The organism is Mesorhizobium captivum (assembly GCF_033977165.1).
GTDB classification, from domain to species: Bacteria; Pseudomonadota; Alphaproteobacteria; order Rhizobiales; family Rhizobiaceae; genus Mesorhizobium; species Mesorhizobium captivum.
The window spans coordinates 19,422-36,841 of the sequence record NZ_JAVIJB010000038.1 but is presented as its reverse complement, the minus strand read 5'-3'; the positions used below and the strand labels follow the sequence as shown (position 1 = coordinate 36,841).

Sequence of the window (17,420 nt, the reverse complement as noted above, 5' to 3'; positions counted from 1 at the left end):
GGTCTCCTTCGCGCCGGCCCGCGTATTTTTCAGGGGATGCGGATCGGCTTTAGCAAAGATTGATAGAAGACCGTGGCTGAACGGAGGCTGAACGGAATTGGGCGAACGATTTCGCGGCTCGAACAAAAATTCCGAGCTCTGCGGGAGCGTCCCGCCTGCTCAGCCTCCGTCGGATCTGTCGTGAGCCGGCTTAGCCGATAGACAGATTGACGGCCTTCGGACCCTTGCCGCGCTTGTCCGGCTCGGTGTCGAATGTCACTTTCTGCCCATCCTCAAGACCGGGAAGGCCCGACGCCTGCACGGCCGAAATATGGACGAAGACATCCTTCGCGCCATCGTCGGGCGTGATGAAGCCGAAGCCCTTGGCATGGTTGAAGAATTTGACGGTGCCGGTCTGCGGCATGGGAAGCTCCTTTGATCCCATCATGTCAGTCTCGGGCCGGCAAACTGCCCGAGAGGAAATTTGTCCTTTATTTTAGCGCTATCGGCAAGAGAAAGTTTTCGCCTGCCAATCCAGCATTTGCCGGACAAAAAAGGGCGCAACGGTCCCGTCGCGCCCTCGAAAACTCAAGCTTCTTGCGAAGCCAATTCATGATCCTGCCGCGCCATTCATCAGCGGAAGACAGGCAGCGTTGCCCGCTCAGGCCGCGCGCAGGTTGACCGCCTTCGGGCCTTTGCCCATGCGGTCCGGCTCGACGTCGAAGGTAACCTTTTGACCATCGACGAGCGTGCGCAGGCCGGAGGCCTCGATCGCGGAAATGTGGACGAACACGTCCTTGGCGCCGCCGTCAGGCGTGATGAAGCCGAAGCCTTTGGTGGCGTTGAAGAACTTTACGGTGCCGGTCTGGGCCATGGGGGAAACTCCTTCACCCGTATCAGTCTCGTGGGCTCGCCCGCTGTCTCGTGTCTGGGCTAGTCCCGGTGCTTGGTTCGGCAGTCATGCATTCGCGCATGGTCAAGGCCCCCGCCGAAAAACGGAGCCGTCAGAGATTCACACTATCGGGGAAAGGTCGTTCCAAAACGTGCCGCTCTCCGGGTCGTAAATGCCCGAACCCGAAATTTATTACACGGAAATGTGATGGTTGCAAGACGGCGCCGCGGGCGGCCCTCAGCGCGCCCGACGCAGGGGCATCGATAGACCCGGCGCCATGACTGGTCATCGGCCAGAAAGGAGCCAGGCATGGGCCAGCGAGAAAGCCAGTCGGCAATAAAGCGCGTCACGTCGAAACGGACTCAAGCGACGCGCTTTAAGTCTTTGTTTTGATGCATGTCGTTTTCCCAAAACCGCTGCGCACTTTTGGGCGACATGCATTGGATCTTCCGCCCATGCAATCCACAAGCCGGGGTTGCGTTCGATGCCGAAATGTCGAGGATTGCGCGAGTTGGCGCGGTTGCGCCGGAACGAGGACCGGGGAGGGACCCATGCGATTTCTAGCGGCAATCGTTTCGCTGCAGGGCTTTGTCGCCCTGCTTATGTCGGCATTGCTGGCGGCCTGCACCGTCGTGGTCGATGAAGGGCCGCGTCCACGCCCGCCAAGGCCACATCCGCAACTCTGCACCATGCAATATGAACCGGTCTGCGCACGGCGCGGCGGCGACCGCCAAACCTTCGCCAACGCCTGCCAGGCAGAGACGGCCGGGTATCGCATCGTGCGCGATGGTCCTTGCCGGGATGGCGGCGGCGGGGGCGGCGAGCAGACCTTCTGCACGCGCGAATACGCGCCGGTCTGCGCCAGGCGCCATGGCGCGGTGCGCACCTTCCCGAACGCATGCGAGGCCCGCGCGGCGGACTATCGCGTCATCGGCGACGGGCCTTGCTAGCGCGGCCTGGTTTGCGCTGCGTGTCGAGGCAATCCGCCGTAGCGCCAGTCCACACACTTGCATCTCCCGTCCGCTTGGCTTAGGTCCGGCGGGCGGACAAATACGGCAGGTTTCCCATTAACAGAGATCAGAGAAGAGCGGCAAACGCGGGCGGCAAGCCAGGATCGGCGAGCCCGCTCGATCCCTATGTGCAGCGCGCGCTGCAACTGCACCAGGCGGGGCGCCGCCAGGAAGCGGAGTCGCTTTACCGGCAGGTGCTGGGGCAGCAGCCGAACCATGCCGCTGCACTTCATTTCCTTGGCCTTCTCTTGCATCAGACCGGCCGCAGCGAGGAAGGGCTCGACCTCATCGAGCAGTCGGTGACGCTGCAGTCCAGGAATGCCGATTTCCTCAACAATATGGGCACGGTCATGCGCGATCTCGGTCGCGTCGCCGCCGCCGCCGATTTCTTCCGCGGCGCGGTGGAGATCCGGCCGGACCAGCTAGCCGCGCGCGACAATCTCGGCTCGTCGCTGAAGCAGCTCGGCCAGTTCGAGGGCGCCGAGGAGATCTATCGCGGCACTATCGGCCGCAACCCCTTCCATGTCCGCGCGCGCATCGGCCTTGCCGAAACGCTGCAGGAAGCCGGGCGGCTGGACGAGGCGATTGCCCTCTTCCGCGAGTCGCTGTCGATCCGGCCCAAGGACGCGGAGCTGCTCTACGGGCTCGGCGTCGCCATGATGGAGAAGGGCAAGCTCACTGATGCCGCCGATCTTGCCCGCCAGGCGGTGGCGATCGCTCCCGCCATGGCGAAAGCCTGGCTTTTGCTGACACAGGTCAAGCGCCAGTCCGAGCGCGACCCGGAGCTTGCCGGCATGGAGGCCGAGCACGCCAAGGCGCCGCGAGAGAGCCTTGCGCGCATGCAGCTTTCCTTCGGCCTCGGCAAGGCCAATGACGATCTGAAGGACTATGGCCGCGCCTTCGACTATTTCGCCGAGGGCAATTCGATTCGCCGCAAGGGCATCGACTACGATCCGGTGAGGACGCGCGACGAGTTCGAGGCGATGAAGGCGGTCTTCGACAAGGCCTTCTTCGAAAAGCACCGGACGAGCAACATTTCCGACGACACGCCGATCTTCGTCGTCGGCATGCCGCGCTCCGGCACGACGCTGGTCGAGCAGATCATCGCCAGCCATCCCCAGGTTTTTGGCGCGGGCGAGCTCAGCATCCTGAAGACGGCGGTCGGCAAGCAGTTTCCGATGAGCATGCCGGGCGGCTTTCCCTGGGGGATCGCCGACATTCCGGACAAGGCCTTCGCCGAGGCGGGGCAGGCTTATCTCGACATGCTGCATACCCGCTATCCGGGCTTCCGCCATGTCACCGACAAGATGCCGGGCAACTTCCTTCTGGTCGGCTTCCTCCACATGATGCTGCCGAAGGCGAAGATTGTGCATTGCGCGCGAGACGCGGCGGCCACGTGCCTGTCGATCTTCAAGGTGCATTTCCGCGGCGACAGCCACCGCTATGGCTACGACCTCGGCGAGCTCGCCGATTTCCATAACCTCTACACGGACATCATGGCGCATTGGCACAAAGTGCTGCCCGGCGTCGTGCACGATGTGCGCTATGAGGATTTCGTCGCCGACCAGGAGGGGCAGACAAGGGCGCTGATGGCGCAACTCGGCCTGCCCTGGGACGACAAGGTGCTGTCGTTCCACGAGACCGACCGGCCGGTGCGCACGGCGTCCGCCGCGCAGGTGCGCCAGCCGATGTATCAGGGCTCGGTCGATCTGTGGAAGCGCTATGGCGATCGGCTGAAGCCGCTGCTCGATCGCCTCGCCTGAGGCGCCGCGCCTACAGCTCTATGAACGGCTGGAAGCCGCCGAAGATCATGCGCTTGCCGTCGAACGGCATTGTCGGCCAATCGGCTTTCAACCGCTCGTCGGCCATGATCTTGGCCATGACGGCGTCGCGGCTTTGCCTGTTTTCATAGACGACCCAGGCGAAGACGACGACTTCGTCATCCTTGGCCTGGACGGCGCGCGGGAACGAGGTGATCTCGCCATAGGGCACGTCGTCGCCGATGCATTCGACATAGGCGAGCGCGCCGTACTCCTTCCAGATAGCGCCGGCCTGTGTGGCCATTTTCTTGTAGGCGTCGAGATTTACCTTCGGCACGGCGAGCACGAAGCCATCGACATAGGACATGGTGAACTCCTTGGTTGGGTGCGGCTCTCCCTTCTCCCCTTGTGGGAGAAGGTGGATCGGCGCGCAGCGCCGAGACGGATGAGGGGTGTTCCAGCTTGGCGCTGCTTACCCCTCACCCGGATTGCCAGCCGAATTGCGAAGGGCAATTCGGGGCAATCCGACCTCTCCCACAGGGGGAGAGGTAGACGGGCTCACTTCACCGGTGCGTTCATCGCCCAGGCGACGCCGAAGGGATCCTTCACCTGACCCCAGCGATCGCCCCAGAACATCACCTGGAGCGGCGTGACGATCTCGCAGCCGGCGTCCACCGCACGCTTCCACCAGGCATCGATGTCGTCGCTGCCGAGATGGAGCTGCAGCGTGTAGCCCTGCGCCGGCTGATGCGGATGGCCGTGTTCGGGATAGGCGTCGCCCAGCATCAGCGTCGAGCCGTTGACATAGAGATGGACATGCATGGTGCGGCCTTTGTCATCCGGCGGATAGGCAAAGACTTCCTCCGCCCCGAAAGCCTTCTTGTAGAACTCGGCCGCCTTGATGGCGCCGTCGACCTGCAAATAGGGGGTCAATCCGCCAAGCACTTTGGCGCGGGGTGGGGTCTGGTCGGTCATTTTGCGTGTTCCTCTTCACGGATTGATTTTGGCGTTGCGGTCAAAAGACGGACGAGGCGACGGCAATCCTACACGGTCGCAGAAATTTTTTAGAGAGCCGGGCCCGGACAGGCCGGGCAACCGGCGAGCTTGGATAGTGATCGCATTTGTTGGTAGGCCTTCAAATGACCTTGGTCGAGAAGGTGGCGGTGCGGCGGCTATTCCGTGTGTCGTAAATTTCCGGAAAGCCGATGTCCTTGCGCAGTTCGGCCGGCAGCGAAAGCAGGATGCGCTCGCTGCGATAGCGGGCACGCGCCGCCGCATATTGGGTGGCGATGCGGCCGATGGATGACAGTATCGACATGATGAACTCTCCCTGGTTGATGCCGGCATCATCGTGTCGGCATCCCAAGGACGAGGGATGCTGCGGCCATCCGACAGAGCGCCTGAATTTTTTGTGCGCACGGAAAGCCGGCCCGTAAGAGGCCGGCCTTTGCAGTGCTCTCAGCGCTCCGTTTCGGCGACCGAGCGGAAGAACTCCTGCGGATTGTCGACTTCGACCAGGCGCCGCTTTTCGATCAGCCAGAAACGGTTGCCGATCGCGCGGATGAAGGAGCGGTCGTGGGAGGCGAGCAGGCAGCTCGCCTGATGCTTCAGCAACTCGTCCTCCAGCGCTTCCTGGCCGTCGATGTCGAGATGGTTGGTAGGCTCGTCGAGCAGATAGAAGTTGGGGTTGATGAGCCGCAGGACCAGCATCACCAGCCTCGACCTCTGCCCGCCCGACAATGCGCCGATTTTTCTCTCCTGCATCTCGATGGCGACGCCGGCGCCGGCCAACAAAGAACGGGCGCGTTGCTCGCCGACCTCGAAGCGGCGAGAGACCATCGCCAGCGGCGTGTCGTCGCCAGTGATGCCCGACAGCGCCTGGTCACTGTAGCCGAGCACCGTCGACGGCGTCACCTTGATGTTCTGCGCGGTCCCAGGCTCGGTGATAGCGTTGCGGACCATGTCGATGAAGCGCGACTTGCCGACGCCGTTGCGGCCGAGCAGCACGATACGGTCGCCCTGGCAGATGTGGCGCTTGCCGGTCCTGAACAGCAGCGTGCCGTCGGGCGTTTCGACCGCGGCGTCCTCCAGCGTGATCAGCACCTTGGCGTGGGTGCCGCGATTGGCCAGCCTGATCGCGCCGGCCGAGCGTTCGCGATGCGCTTGCACCGCCGCATCTTCCAGCCGTTCGGCCCGCTCCCTGAGCTGCTTGGTCTTCACCGTCAGCAGGTCGCTGCCGGAGTTGATGCCGATGTTGTTGAGCTTGGCGGCCTGTCGGCGCAACTGCTGGGCGATTTTCATGTCGCGCTCGAACTTGCGCGCCGTCGAGGCATCGGCCTCATCGAGCGCCTGCCTGGCGCGCGAATAAGGCAGCGAGAACACCGGCGATTCTTCCGGGCGCAGGAACAGCGTGCGGTTGGTGGTGGCGTCGAGAAAGGCGCGGTCGTGGCTGGCGACGATCACCGGCACCTCGCGCGGCAGCGCGTTGAGCCATGTCTCGAGTTGGCCGATCTTGGCAAGGTCGAGATGGTTGGTCGGCTCGTCGAGCAGGAGCACGTCCGGATCGGTGACCCAGACGCGGGCGATCAGCGCCAGCCGCTGCCAGCCGCCGCTCAACGCCCGCATCGGCCGGCCGCGCATGTCCTCGGGTACGTCGAGCGAATCGAGAACCACGTCGACGCGCCAGAGCTCGCTGTCGCGCTGCTCGGGCGGCAAGGCATCGGCGACCAGCTGATGGAAGCCGCGGTCGAGCAGCGTATCGGGAACGGATTGCTCGACATGGCCAACGCGCAAGCCGCGCGACCTCGTGATGTCGCCGGCCGTGGCATCCAGCTCGCCGGCCAAGCATTTCAGCAAGGTGGATTTGCCGCGGCCGTTGGCTGCGACGATGCCCAGCCGGTCGCCGGCGCCGATGGTGAGGTCAAGGTTGGAGAAGAGCGGCGCACTCATGGTGACGCCGAGGGATTTGAGGCTGATCAGGGCCATGTCGATTTCTCTGGTCTTGCCGGAGCCCGGCTCAATGCACTTTGACGGTGCGCCGGCAGGCCGTCAGGCCAAGCTCAGCAGCACCACGAAGGGCAGACCAAAAATCGAAGCGGGGAAATTCCCGGACCGTCCTGGTCAGCCCTGCAAGCAAGCTCGCAGGGCACAGACAGGGCCGCGCTGACGGTGGTGATCGATAGACACGCAGCCCTCCTTCAGGTGTTCGAGTATGCGAAGCGATTACACCAAAGGCGAGGGTGAGGGCAAGTGGACCGCACTTTCCTTCTCCCACAAGGGGAGAAGGAAAAGGCGCTACTGCCCCGGCCGTCCCGTCTTGCCAGGCCGGCGCTTTTGACGGCGCTCGTCGCCTGGATCTTCGTAGGAGCCGATGCCGGAGCGCTGACGGACGATCGGTTTGTCGTCCTTCGCGCCCCGTTCGGTCCCAGCCCCCGAGATTGGCTGCGGCTTCGCAGGCACTTTTCCCCCGACCGGCTTTTCCGTCCGCCGCACCGTCATTTCGTCGAGCGAGTTCTTCCGGAACAAAGGCTTGGTGCGATCGCCCGGGACGCCGAAGTCGGAGCCATGCGCCTCCTGCGCGCTCTGCTTCTTGAACAGCGAGCGCGACACCGCGCCTGCCGGGGTCGGCATGTCGGTGCCGGGACCCATGTCGTCGATTGACGGCTTGGCGAAGAGCGGCTTTTTGGCCGGCACCGCTCCATCAGCGCCCATCTCGTCGAGATGCGGCTTGCGGAAGAGGTTGGGCCGGGCAGCCTTGGCCGCCTCTTCGGCGGCGCGTGCTTCGTCGAGCCTGCGGAAACGGTCCTGTTCCTCGGCCGTACGGTGTCTGGCCACGCCCTTGTTGTGCTTGCCCTTTTCGCGGCCTGATGCAGGACTTTGGCTTTCCACCTCGCGCGCCAGCGGGTCGTCGGAGATGGCAAGCTCCATCTCGCGCAGCCGCTTGATCTCGTCGCGGATGCGGGCCGCCTTCTCGAAGTCGAGATTGGCGGCGGCATCGCGCATCTGCTTGTCCAGCGCCTCGAGATGGGTCTTGAGGTTGTTGCCGATCATGGCGCCGGCGTCGTCGGTGAACTGCGAGATGTCGGCGCGCACGTGATCCTTCTCGTAGACCGAATCCAGAATGTCGGCGATGCGCGACTTGACCGATTCCGGCGTGATGCCGTTGGCCGCGTTCCACTCCATCTGCTTCTCGCGGCGGCGGTTGGTTTCCGCCATAGCCCGTTCCATCGAGCCGGTGATCTGGTCGGCGTAGAGAATGACCTTGCCGTCGACGTTGCGGGCGGCGCGGCCGATGGTCTGGATCAGCGAGGTTTCCGAGCGCAAAAAACCTTCCTTGTCGGCGTCGAGGATGGCGACGAAGCCGCACTCCGGAATGTCGAGACCTTCGCGCAAAAGGTTGATACCGACCAGCACATCGAAGGCGCCGAGGCGCAGGTCGCGCAGGATCTCGATGCGCTCCAGCGTGTCGATGTCGGAATGCATGTAGCGGACGCGGATACCGTTCTCATGCAGGTATTCGGTCAGGTCCTCGGCCATGCGCTTGGTCAGCACCGTGACCAGTGTGCGGTAGCCCAGCCTGGTCGTGTCACGGATCTCGCCGACGACATCGTCGACCTGGCTCTTGGCCGGGCGCACCTCGACCGGCGGGTCGATGAGGCCGGTCGGGCGGATGACCTGCTCGGCGAAGACGCCGCCGGACTGCTCCAGCTCCCAGCCGCCGGGCGTCGCCGAGACGGCGACCGACAGCGGACGCATAGCGTCCCATTCCTCGAAGCGCAGGGGCCGGTTGTCCATGCAGGAAGGCAAGCGGAAGCCATACTCGGCCAGCGTCGCCTTGCGGCGGAAGTCGCCGCGATACATGCCGCCGATCTGCGGCACGGTGACGTGGCTTTCGTCGATAAAGATCAGTGCGTTGTCCGGCACGTATTCGAACAGCGTCGGCGGCGGCTCACCCGGCTGGCGGCCGGTGAGATAGCGGGAATAGTTCTCGATGCCGGCGCAGGAGCCGGTCGCCTCGAGCATCTCCAGGTCGAAGCGGGTGCGCTGCTCCAGCCGCTGCGCCTCAAGCAGACGGCCAGCCTTTTCAAGCTCTTGCAGCCGCAGCTTGAGCTCTTCCTTGATCGACTTGATGGCCTGATTCAAGGTTGGGCGCGGCGTCACATAGTGCGAGTTGGCGTAGATCTTGACGCTCTTCAGCTCACCCGTCTTCTGGCCGGTCAGCGGATCGAACTCGGTGATCGCCTCGATCTCGTCGCCGAACAAGGAGATGCGCCAGGCGCGATCCTCGAGGTGGGCGGGGAAGATCTCGATGGTGTCGCCGCGCACGCGGAACGAGCCGCGCACGAAATTGATGTCCTGGCGCTTGTATTGCTGGGCGACGAGGTCGGCGAGCAGAGCGCGCTGGTCGAGGCGGTCGCCGACCTGCATCTGGAAGGTCATCGCCGTGTAGGTCTCGACCGAGCCGATACCGTAGATGCAGGAGACCGAAGCGACGATGATGACGTCGTCGCGTTCGAGCAGCGAACGCGTCGCCGAGTGGCGCATGCGGTCGATCTGCTCGTTGATCGAGGATTCCTTCTCGATATAGGTGTCGGTGCGCGGGACGTAGGCTTCCGGCTGGTAGTAGTCGTAGTAGGAGACGAAATACTCGACCGCGTTTTCCGGGAAGAATTTCTTGAACTCGGCATAGAGCTGCGCGGCCAGCGTCTTGTTTGGCGCCAGGATCAAAGCGGGGCGCTGCGTCTCCTCGATCACCTTGGCCATGGTGAAGGTCTTGCCCGAGCCGGTGACGCCGAGCAGAACCTGGGTGCGGTCGCTCTGGTCGACGCCCTCGACGAGGTCCTTGATGGCGGTCGGCTGGTCGCCGGCCGGCTCGAAATCCGACACCATCTTGATCGCGATGCCGCCTTCCGACTTTTCCGGCCGCGCGGGACGGTGCGGCGTCCAGAGTTGACCGTCCTTGTGCAGCGGGTTGCCGGATTCGATCAGCGCCGACAGCGCCGCCACCGTGGCGGTGACACCACTCGAAGAAACCGACTCGGCGTCCTCCAGGCTGATGTCGAGGCCGGCCACCGGGTTGAGGCCCGCGGCCGCGCGTTCCTTCGCCGACGCCGCGCCGCCCATCGAGGTGCCGCGCGCCGTACGCCCCGGCGCGGACGAGCGTTCAGGGATTTTCTTCGGCGCTTTTGTCTTCGGCTGCTTTTCCGCCTCGCGCTCGATCTGCCCGGCCCAATCGGAAATCGAACCGGTCAGCGGTGCGCCGGAGAACTCTCTCTGCGGCGCCTCAGCAAAGCCGCCGGGTTCGAGCGGCTCGGCAGCGTCGAGGAATTCGGTCAGCGGGCTGCGCCGTTTCGGCGCGCCCTCTTGCGCCGGCGAGGGCGTTTTCTTGTCGGTGCGTTTGGCCATGGCCCGAATATGGGAGGACTCGGCCGAAATGGAAAGAGCGGAGTGAAATGGCGGTCGCTGCCTGCGGACGCTGCTGACAGAAGGCTGTCAGGAGGGGCGACACAGCCCGCGCTAAAGGCCGCGGCAACAGGCTCAGTTAAACCACAGCGCGAAAGTCAAGAATCCGGCGCCGCCGAACTCGCGCTGGATCTGGTCGAAATCGTCGCTGGTGAGAATTTTCCCGCTTTCGAGATAAGGCGCGATGGCGGGGCCGGTGATCGACAGGACGAGGTCGAAAGGTTTCGGCTCGTCGAAGAAGCGCTTCATGTTGATGCCTTTGCCGGCGATGCGGAAATGCGGCAACAGCACACGGCCTTCGAGAAGGTCCTCGGCCACATCAAGCGTGGCCAGCCAGGCCTGCACCTGCTCCTCGCCGACCTCGAGGCCGGTGAGCGGATTGAGGCCCTTCTGCCGCGGTCCCGGCAGCCATTCGCGGTCGTTGTCGGTCTCGGCGCGGATCGCTTTCCAGTCCTCACGCGAAAGCCGGATCATCTCCAGAAGATGCCGGCGCGCGGCTTGCCGGCGCTCCGGCTCGACCACCGGCCAGTTGACGAGATGCACCAGCGAGATGAAGTCGGCCAAGCGCCATTCCGAGGAAAAGATGCTGCCGCTCATGCCGCCATCCGGCGGCACCAGCGCGTCCTGCAAGGGTAATTTCGCGCGCGGAAACAGCATGTGGAAGGAACCGTCGAACATGCTTCTGAAATCATGCGCCAGCCAGAAATCGGCCTGCGCCATCAGGAACTCGGCATAGCCCTGCAGCCAATAGCCGTCGGCGCGGTCGAAGCGGAAGGTAAGCTGCGGTGCGCCATCCCTCGTGTCGATGCCGCCGCGTGAGAGCGAGGCCATGATCGCGCCAATGCTTTCGTCCGGCGCGATGTTGCCATCCTCATTGAGATCGATGCCGGCATGGATGAGGTCGACCACCATGCCGATATCGGCATCGGCGGGCACCGAGCCGAGCGTGGCGGCGGATTTCTCCAGCCGGTCGCGGAAGGCGACCAGAATGGCGTGGAATTGTTCGTAGGTGAGCGGCTCGGGATCGGGATTATCCGGCACCGGCAGCCGCATCAGAGGCAGCATGAAGGATTGCGGGCTCTCGAAACCGTGGCGATGGAGGCCGCTGGCGAGGATTTCCAGCGCGGTGAAGAACTCGCCGGCGCCGGCGGCATAGGCCGATGCCGGATCCTTGGCCGCTTCTCCTTCCAAGGTCGACAGCGCCGTGTTCCGGTCAGTCACGCTCTTCGCCTCGAACATGGCCTTTGCCGCCTCGGGCATCTCCGCCCAGGCGGACGATACCGGCAGGAATGCAAACAAGGCGGCTGCAAAGATCGCTGTACGCATCATCATCGCCCTCCACTGCGTCAGTTCGCGAGCATACACGTATTTTGGCCCAAGGCGTCCTCCAGCCCGCGCCGGTCAGCAGGCTGCTTTCGGCTTCGTGGACGGCTTCAACCGGCCCGCGCGACGGTCTACACAGAGCCGACAAAGGGGCACCGCGTGTCGAACTATCCGCTCTCCTACAAATTGTCCTGGTTGCCGCGTTTCCTGAAACCGTCGCTTGGCGGCGACAGGAACGGTTTCGCGGCGCCGGCTGCGACGCTGATCGATCCGCCCCCGGCGCGGACGGTGCGGCTTGCCTTCATCGGCGACATTTCGGCGGTCGCCAATCGCACGGCGCCCGAATGCGACCCTGCGCTCGCGGCGCTGCTCGGCTCCGCCGATCTCGTGATCGGCAATTGCGAAAGCCCGATCGTCGCGCGGCCGAGCGCCGTGATGGGCACCCGACTCGGCACGCATCACGCCATGACCGAGCGTTTTTTGGCGGACGCGCTCGCGGCTGTCGGTATTGTCCGCGACAAGCTCGTGCTGTCACTCGCCAACAACCACATGCTCGACCAGGGTGTCGCCGGCTTCGACGAGACGGTCGTGGCGCTGAAGGGGCTCGGCATTCGCATCATCGGCACCGCGGCCGGCGGGCCGGTCCAGCATCATGCCGCCGGGCCGCTGACGATCGGCTTCGCGGCCTTCACGCTTTGGCGCAACGCCGGTGAAGCCGAATTTCGGGCGCTGGTGTCCATGCAGAGCGATCCAGCCGAATGGTTACGCGAGACGGGGACAGGCCTCGATCTCGTGTGCGCCGTGCCGCATTGGGATTGGGAATTCCGGCATTTTCCGAGGCCGGCGACGCTGGCGCTGGCGCGGCGACTGACTGGTCATGGCGTGCGGCTGATCGCCGGCCACCATGCCCACGTCGTCCAGCCGATCGATCGCATCGGAGACAGCCTCGTCGCTTATGGCTTGGGCGATTTCCTCGGCACGGCCTTTGCCAGGCAGCCATGGCCTGGGCGCATCGGCTCGATCCTTGTTGCCGATATCAGCACCGATGCGGCCACGCGCGGCATGGTTGCCGCCTATCGACTGCATTTCTTCATGCGCCTGGCCAAAGCCGGCCGTGAGCGGCTGGCGCCGGTAGAGGCGCTGGAAGGCGTCGCAAGACAGCGGGTTACGGCTCGCCTGGATGCGATTTTCCCGGGCCAAAAGGGCTGACCGGCGACTGCTGGCGACTTTGGCGCAAAAGCCGCTATCATGGGCTGCATCATAGCGGCGGCCGGGGGTGGCCATGGAAGCAGCGGATTTCATGCCGAGCGAAGCGGTGATCGCCGGCATCAGGCACAACATCGAGGCCTATGAGGCGAAGCGGGCGTCGGCCCGGAAACAGGTCCGCTGGCGGGTGCCGCTGTTTGTCGGCCTGGTAATCGTTTTCGTCGGGCTCGTCGCGTGGCTGTTCAACAGCGCCGCCGATCCCAACGAGCAGTGGTTCTCGACGCCGCATGTCTTCCTCTACCTTGGCGGCTTCATCGTTGCGGTGCTGCTCTATTTCCAGGCGCTGAGGCCGGCAACCCGGCTGCAGCAATCCTTCCGCGACTCGCTCTTGCCGATCATCTTCGGCTTCGTGCGCGATGTGCGCTACCAGCATGGGGTGCGGCCGAATTCCTTCGACAGGATGCCGCGCGAAATCGTCGGCGCTTTCAGCCGGCAGAGCTTCGACGACGTCATCTCGGGGCGCTACGAGGATTTTCCGTTCGAGCTTTACGAGGCGAAGCTCTGGGAAGGCTCGGGCAAAAGCGAGACGACGGCTTTCAAGGGCGTCATCGTCGCCTTCGAAACCATCGAGCCGTTCCCGGGCACGCTGGTTGCGGCGCGCAAGGCCGGCAAGGTCGTGCATTTCTTCCGCGGCATGTTCGTCAGCAAGATGCAGGAGCTGTCATCCGGCGTCGCCGAACTCGATGCCACCTACGAATTCCGCACCGACAATGCCGAGGCGGCGCAGCCGCTGGTTACCGGGCGGCTGGCGCAGGCGCTGACCTGGCTCGGCGAGACATGGCCCTACGACCAGGCCCGGGTGGCGCTGAGTGGCAGCGACGGTTTTCTCCTGATGCCGCGGTCGAAGAACTTCTTCGAGCTGCCGGATATTTCCGTGCCGATCGACTACAACATCCATGTCGCGCCGATGATCGCCGATCTCGGCGCGATGCTGGCGACGGCGGCGCTGGTACGCAAGATAGGGGCGAAGGACGAAGCGGCTGAGTAGCGGGCAACAGCTAGCAGTCGAAACCGTATTTGGCGCGCATGTAATCCGCCTCTTCCTTCGACATTTGCTTGAACATCACGCAGACGGTGAAGCTGCCGACCTGATGGCCGTCCCTGGTGTATCCCCAGTCGGAAATATCGTCCCTGGTGAATTCGATGTTCTGGCCGAAGACGACGTTGCGGACGAGTTCCGGCTCGTTCGCCAATATGCCGACAAAGCCGGTGGCGGTCCTCTTGAAGGGGATGACCCAGAAATGCTCCGTCACATTTCCGTCCACGACCATGACCTTCAACTTGAACTTGTCGGTTCCAGGCGGCGGAGAGTCGGACAAAGCCAGGAAGTCATCCAGGCTGGATCGTGCCTTTGCGATCGCCGCCGCCATATCGGCATCGTCCGGCGCCACCATCACCGTCTTGTCGTCGCCCTGATCGGCGTCTTGCGCTCGAACATGCAAGGGAACGAGCGCCAGGAGCAGACACAGTGCGGCTCGAACGGTCAAGGTCATGAAGCCCCCCAACTCCGGATAGGCCGCTATCTTCCCGCAACGCGCCGGCATTATCAATCGACGCCTTCAGAGTGGTCACGCTATCTGTCATGAGCGAATGATAGGTGGTGAGCAGAGCGACTTCGGCGTCGCGCGACCGGCGAAGCTTGGAGTGGAACTGGTTTGGAGGAACAGGACATGCGACTGAGACTTGCGGCTACGGTGCTCGCCACGATCCTGCTTTGCGCCGGGCTCGCCCGCGCCGAGGACCTGAAGGCCTTCAAGCTGACGATCGACGGCGTGACTGTCGACATCGATCCCGGTGAGGACGCGAATGTGAGCTTGCCTGGCGGCAAGATGGCGAAGGTGAGGCTCGACCGCAACGACTTCGCCACCTTCTCGGGCGGCACTTTTTCCTTCGTCCATCCGAGCAACATCTCCGTCACCAAGACCGACCTCGGCGACAGCATCACCCAATATCTGGCTGCCTCGGCCCTCGGCACCATCGTCGTGGTGCAGGAATACGGCAAGATGAACCCGGTGTCGCTCAATCAACTGATGCTGCAGGAGATGACGAAGGAATCGGTCCAGGCGGGCGGGACCCTGACGCAGGAGCCGACGACCCGCAAGCTTCCCGACGGCAGGGAATTGACCGGCGTCAAGGCCACTGTAAGGACGCGCGCCGACACGGCCGATTTCGAAATCGTCGGCTTCGGCCTTGCCGATCAGGGGCTGCTGTTCATCACGCGCATCGGCGACCAGGACGCGGCGACCGAGCAACCGATGATCGACAAGTTCTGGGAAACCCTGCAGATCAAACTTTAGAGGTGGACTTTTAGTTTTACGCAATTCCAGACGGAAAACCGCTTCACACTTTTCCGGGAATGCTCCTACAGCCCGCTTGGCACCAGTCCCGCCAACCAGTTTGCCGACCGCTTCGCCATGTCCACGGTCGCGTCAGCCGCGCGGCCGAGATCGGTCTTGACCACCGCATAACCGGCCTTGGTGCGGTAGAGCACGGCGCTACCGCCGTCGACCGCTGCCTCGAAGGCGACCGGTCGCGCGGCTTCCGTCTCGCTGGCCGTCACCGTCGCGCCGACCGGGACGCTCGGGCGATGGCTGAGCTCGGGCGGCAATGGCGCGATGGTTCCGACGACGCGGTTCGGCGGCTTCAGGGCCGGCCTCGAGGCTTTCGCGGCGAGCTCCGAGGTCGATGCCGAACCCTTGGCGCGGCAGATACCCGAGACCAGCGGATAGTTGAAGTTGCGCTGATGCAGCATCTGGCTCTTCATCGCCGCCTCGCAGTCGGCGATCGTCGCCCATTTGGCGGGCGTCTCGCCGATATATTCGCAGAGCTTGGCGTCGCAGTCGCAGCCGACGATGGTCATGGCGACAAGGGCGGTCTTGATCACGGTCTTGTCCCTTCGAATTCGTTCCCAAGCTGATCAATCGCCGGGGAACAAGGCGGGATTTGGCCGCGATTGTGAATTGCGCATGACTGCGGTTGCGGAAGGTTGCTTGGCTTGCGACTGTGGCCGGAAAGCATCAGTCGCCGGAGAGATGTGTTGAAGCGGCAGCCCAAAAGACAGTCGGCGCTGGGATTTCTCCCAGCGCCTCCCTGTCAGATCAGGAACCAGTCGCGGCAGCAACTTCCGTAAAGTCGTCGCGCCAAGCCGGCCTTGATTTTGACGGTCCTGCCAGTCGCCACCCGAGGGGCAGCGCCCGTTCCGGACCACGCCGATCTCCACCCTTGCGGGCTTCGCCCAGCGTACCATCGAAGGTTTTAACCGGCCTTCATGGCAGCATCGGTCCGCCGTCGGCGTTCGCACGCTTTCCGCGGCCCCGCCGACATCCGTCCCTCTAACAGGCGAACCTGCTCTCGTTCCGGCTCGTGCGGGCCTCAGGAAATCCGCCTTGCGCTTTGCCTTTCGGCGGGGCGTTCGGTAGCCGCCTGAGATGGGTTCAATGTACGCCGGGTAAGGGCTTTGCGGAATACACGCGGACCTGTGGATAGCGGGATTATCGGGGACCGACGCGACAAGTCCCTGAATTTGCGGCCCAAACCCCTTAGACAGCCTGCCCCGCATTTTCGTGGCTCCTTGGAGGATGGAGCCCTTGCCCCGCCGACCGGCCCGCGTTTCAATGCCGGCAAAGGATGCGGGCATCTGCTCCAGGCTCTTTGGCGGATGTATGTCGCTATCCAAAACCGTCGCACGCTTTTGGGCGGCATGCCTCGGGGGAGGTCGGATTGAAGGTCGGGGTGGTTCTCAATCCGATTGCGGGAGGCGGCAAGCTGAAGCGTCATTGGCCCGAGGTTGCCGCATCGCTCAAGAAGCATTTCGGTGAATTCGATCTGCGCGAGACGCAGACCAGCGGCGATGCCGAGCGGCTGGCGATCGACCTCGCCGCCGATGGCTGCGACCTGGTGATTGCCGCCGGCGGCGACGGCACGGCCAGCGAAGTGGCGGACGGGCTGCTGCAGGCAGAATTCGAGACCGGCCGGACGAGCGAACTTGGGCTGCTGCCCTGCGGCACCGGCATCGATTTCGCGCGAGGGCTGGGCCTGCCGGATGAAATCGAGCCGGCGCTGGCGCGATTAGCCCGTGCAAGTCCGCGCAAGATCGACGCCGGACGCATCTGCTACATCGACGACCACGGCGCGCTGGCCAGCCGTCACTTCATCAACATCGCCAGTCTCGGCCTGTCAGGCGCCACCGATCGCGCGGTCAATGCCGACAAGCGCAAGGGCCAGGTCTCGGTCAAGGCGCTGTTCTTCTGGCGCACGGTGCTGGAGTTCCTCCGCTACCGCTTCCAGGAGGTCAGGATCACCATAGACGACGGCGAGCCGATCGAGGCGCGCATGGCGCTGGTGGCGGTCGCCAACGGAAAGTCCTTCGGCGGCGGCATGATGATCGCGCCCGACGCCGAGCTCTCTGACGGTCAGTTCGACATCGTCATCGTGCGGGCGCAGAACAAGCTCGGGCTGATCCGGGACATTCGGCTGCTCTATGGCGGGCGCCACCGCAACCACCCGGCGATCACCATACTGCGCGGCCGCAAGGTGCTGGTGGAGCCGGTTGGCGATGTGGAGAAGAACGGCGCGCTGGTCGACATAGACGGCGAGTCGCCGGGTAGGATTCCAGCGACTTTCGAAATGCTGCCTGGCGCGCTGACGCTGCGATGTTGAATCAACTGCCTCAGGGGTTGATTCCGCAAGCGCTGTCAGACGATTGAAATGGCTGGGCAAAATTTTGCC

Annotated in this window: 16 protein-coding genes; 6 read left to right on the top strand and 10 right to left on the bottom strand. The window is 63.9% G+C overall.

What is annotated here, in order from left to right:
* Nucleotides 1-190 precede the first annotated feature (190 nt).
* Both RFM40_RS26040 and RFM40_RS26035 read right to left on the bottom strand, forming a co-directional pair.
* Entirely contained in the window at nucleotides 191-403 is a 213-nt protein-coding gene (locus RFM40_RS26040; RefSeq protein WP_006202521.1) for a cold-shock protein, read from the bottom strand.
* Nucleotides 404-640: 237 nt separating this feature from the next.
* Complete coding sequence (locus RFM40_RS26035; protein ID WP_006202520.1) at nucleotides 641-853, bottom strand: cold-shock protein; 213 nt, start codon at nucleotides 851-853, stop codon at nucleotides 641-643.
* A gap of 569 nt (nucleotides 854-1,422) precedes the next feature.
* Here RFM40_RS26035 and RFM40_RS26030 point away from each other — a divergent pair.
* The gene (locus tag RFM40_RS26030; protein ID WP_320229227.1) at nucleotides 1,423-1,821 is read left to right on the top strand and encodes a Kazal-type serine protease inhibitor domain-containing protein; all 399 of its coding nucleotides are present in this window, start codon (nucleotides 1,423-1,425) and stop codon (nucleotides 1,819-1,821) included.
* A gap of 188 nt (nucleotides 1,822-2,009) precedes the next feature.
* The gene (locus tag RFM40_RS26025) at nucleotides 2,010-3,644 is read left to right on the top strand and encodes a tetratricopeptide repeat-containing sulfotransferase family protein (protein ID WP_320278551.1); all 1,635 of its coding nucleotides are present in this window, start codon (nucleotides 2,010-2,012) and stop codon (nucleotides 3,642-3,644) included.
* 10 nt (nucleotides 3,645-3,654) lie between these two features.
* Here RFM40_RS26025 and RFM40_RS26020 read toward each other — a convergent pair whose 3' ends face one another.
* From RFM40_RS26020 to RFM40_RS25995, 6 genes are all read right to left on the bottom strand, one after another.
* On the bottom strand, nucleotides 3,655-4,008 hold the full coding sequence (locus tag RFM40_RS26020; protein WP_320229224.1) for a DUF1428 domain-containing protein: 354 nt from the start codon (nucleotides 4,006-4,008) through the stop codon (nucleotides 3,655-3,657).
* A gap of 191 nt (nucleotides 4,009-4,199) precedes the next feature.
* A complete protein-coding gene (locus RFM40_RS26015; RefSeq protein ID WP_320229223.1) occupies nucleotides 4,200-4,616 on the bottom strand; it encodes a VOC family protein in 417 nt (138 codons plus the stop codon).
* Between the two features lie 160 nt (nucleotides 4,617-4,776).
* Nucleotides 4,777-4,959 carry a hypothetical protein gene (locus RFM40_RS26010; protein WP_320229222.1) on the bottom strand — a complete coding sequence of 61 codons (183 nt, stop codon included), beginning with the start codon at nucleotides 4,957-4,959 and terminating at the stop codon, nucleotides 4,777-4,779.
* A 140-nt stretch (nucleotides 4,960-5,099) separates the two neighbouring features.
* A complete protein-coding gene (locus RFM40_RS26005; RefSeq protein WP_320229221.1) occupies nucleotides 5,100-6,626 on the bottom strand; it encodes an ABC-F family ATP-binding cassette domain-containing protein in 1,527 nt (508 codons plus the stop codon).
* 309 nt (nucleotides 6,627-6,935) lie between these two features.
* The gene (uvrB, locus tag RFM40_RS26000) at nucleotides 6,936-10,046 is read right to left on the bottom strand and encodes an excinuclease ABC subunit UvrB (RefSeq protein WP_320229220.1); all 3,111 of its coding nucleotides are present in this window, start codon (nucleotides 10,044-10,046) and stop codon (nucleotides 6,936-6,938) included.
* A gap of 132 nt (nucleotides 10,047-10,178) precedes the next feature.
* Nucleotides 10,179-11,432: a hypothetical protein gene (locus tag RFM40_RS25995; protein WP_430691731.1), complete on the bottom strand. Its 1,254-nt coding sequence runs from the start codon at nucleotides 11,430-11,432 to the stop codon at nucleotides 10,179-10,181.
* Between the two features lie 153 nt (nucleotides 11,433-11,585).
* On the opposite strand from RFM40_RS25995, the gene RFM40_RS25990 reads away from it, so the two are divergent.
* Together RFM40_RS25990 and RFM40_RS25985 are read left to right on the top strand one after the other, a co-directional pair.
* Entirely contained in the window at nucleotides 11,586-12,635 is a 1,050-nt protein-coding gene (locus RFM40_RS25990; RefSeq protein WP_320278550.1) for a CapA family protein, read from the top strand.
* 73 nt (nucleotides 12,636-12,708) lie between these two features.
* Complete coding sequence (locus RFM40_RS25985; protein ID WP_320229216.1) at nucleotides 12,709-13,680, top strand: hypothetical protein; 972 nt, start codon at nucleotides 12,709-12,711, stop codon at nucleotides 13,678-13,680.
* Nucleotides 13,681-13,690: 10 nt separating this feature from the next.
* On the opposite strand, the gene RFM40_RS25980 is transcribed toward RFM40_RS25985, so the two are convergent.
* A complete protein-coding gene (locus RFM40_RS25980; protein ID WP_320229214.1) occupies nucleotides 13,691-14,185 on the bottom strand; it encodes a YegJ family protein in 495 nt (164 codons plus the stop codon).
* A gap of 177 nt (nucleotides 14,186-14,362) precedes the next feature.
* Here RFM40_RS25980 and RFM40_RS25975 point away from each other — a divergent pair, with 177 nt between their 5' ends.
* A complete protein-coding gene (locus RFM40_RS25975) occupies nucleotides 14,363-14,989 on the top strand; it encodes a hypothetical protein (protein WP_320229213.1) in 627 nt (208 codons plus the stop codon).
* A gap of 65 nt (nucleotides 14,990-15,054) precedes the next feature.
* Here the strand turns inward: RFM40_RS25975 and RFM40_RS25970 are convergent, their stop codons facing one another.
* Nucleotides 15,055-15,576, bottom strand: a complete 522-nt coding sequence (locus RFM40_RS25970) for a hypothetical protein (RefSeq protein ID WP_320229212.1) — start codon at nucleotides 15,574-15,576, stop codon at nucleotides 15,055-15,057.
* An 836-nt stretch (nucleotides 15,577-16,412) separates the two neighbouring features.
* Between RFM40_RS25970 and RFM40_RS25965 the strand changes: the two genes are divergently transcribed.
* Nucleotides 16,413-17,351: a diacylglycerol/lipid kinase family protein gene (locus RFM40_RS25965; protein WP_320229211.1), complete on the top strand. Its 939-nt coding sequence runs from the start codon at nucleotides 16,413-16,415 to the stop codon at nucleotides 17,349-17,351.
* Nucleotides 17,352-17,420 lie beyond the last annotated feature (69 nt).